Here is an 847-nt window from a genome sequence, read left to right as displayed (position 1 = left end):
AAAATCTCGGATTTATACTCGCAGAAAGAAATAACCCACTAAAAAGCCGATGTATCTACATCGGCTTTTTAGTATCACTTGGTGGTCACAAATAACCCAAAGTTAATGGCGAAAAACAGTGAAGAGACAAAACGTATAAGCTGAAGGTCACCACTGTATTCTTTCATGATAAAAACATGACACATCGCCGAAACCAAAAGCGCCACTTTAACCAAAGGAAGCTTCTTATTTACGAACCTTAAATAAATACAAAAAATAGAGATGGTGCAAGCAAAGAAAAAATCGTCACTAGTTCCATCTTCCTTAAAATACAAGGACATGGTTTTAGTTAAGCTTATATTTTTAGCTTCATTATGAGCCACCCACTAATATTTAGCGAGATAAGGGCATAAAAGAGGTAAAAAACAAGACTGACCGAAACAAAAAGTAGTGCATGCACTTTTTCTTCTAAGCTCTCTGGATGAACATTCATATCCACATCAAACACACCCGCTATAAAGTGTGCAAATACCGTGGAAGAGGCTGTAGAAAGGCCTCCTACCATAATGATAATAATCCCTCGCCTTAAGAAACGATGAAATGTACTTTTCCCGCCTTGGATCAGGTCTGAGTTTACATATTTTAATCTATTTTTCCGCCTATTAATCATCACTAGCATCGGTACCTTTATCATTGTTCCCAAGAGAGTTTTCTACATCTTTAAGATCTTCCTTTAACGCTTTTATACACGACATTCATCGTCGTTGCATTCACTGTAGTTATGCCGTCGACTTACCCTATAAGAAAGCTCTTTAGATACCAATTCGTACTTTATCTATCTCAAATCTCTTCTTGACCTCAACTTATC

The 847-nt window shown here is 36.8% G+C and carries 1 protein-coding gene; it reads right to left on the bottom strand.

Going from position 1 to position 847, the window contains the following annotated elements:
* Positions 1 to 334 precede the first annotated feature (334 nt).
* Positions 335 to 673, bottom strand: a complete 339-nt coding sequence (locus IQR33_RS17695) for a hypothetical protein (RefSeq protein WP_017821886.1) — start codon at positions 671 to 673, stop codon at positions 335 to 337.
* Between the last annotated feature and the right edge of the window lie 174 nt (positions 674 to 847).

It is taken from the genome of Vibrio sp. OPT46 (assembly GCF_015163535.1).
Classification (GTDB): Bacteria; Pseudomonadota; Gammaproteobacteria; order Enterobacterales; family Vibrionaceae; genus Vibrio; species Vibrio alginolyticus.
This window is presented reverse-complemented; position numbering and strand designations above follow the sequence as displayed.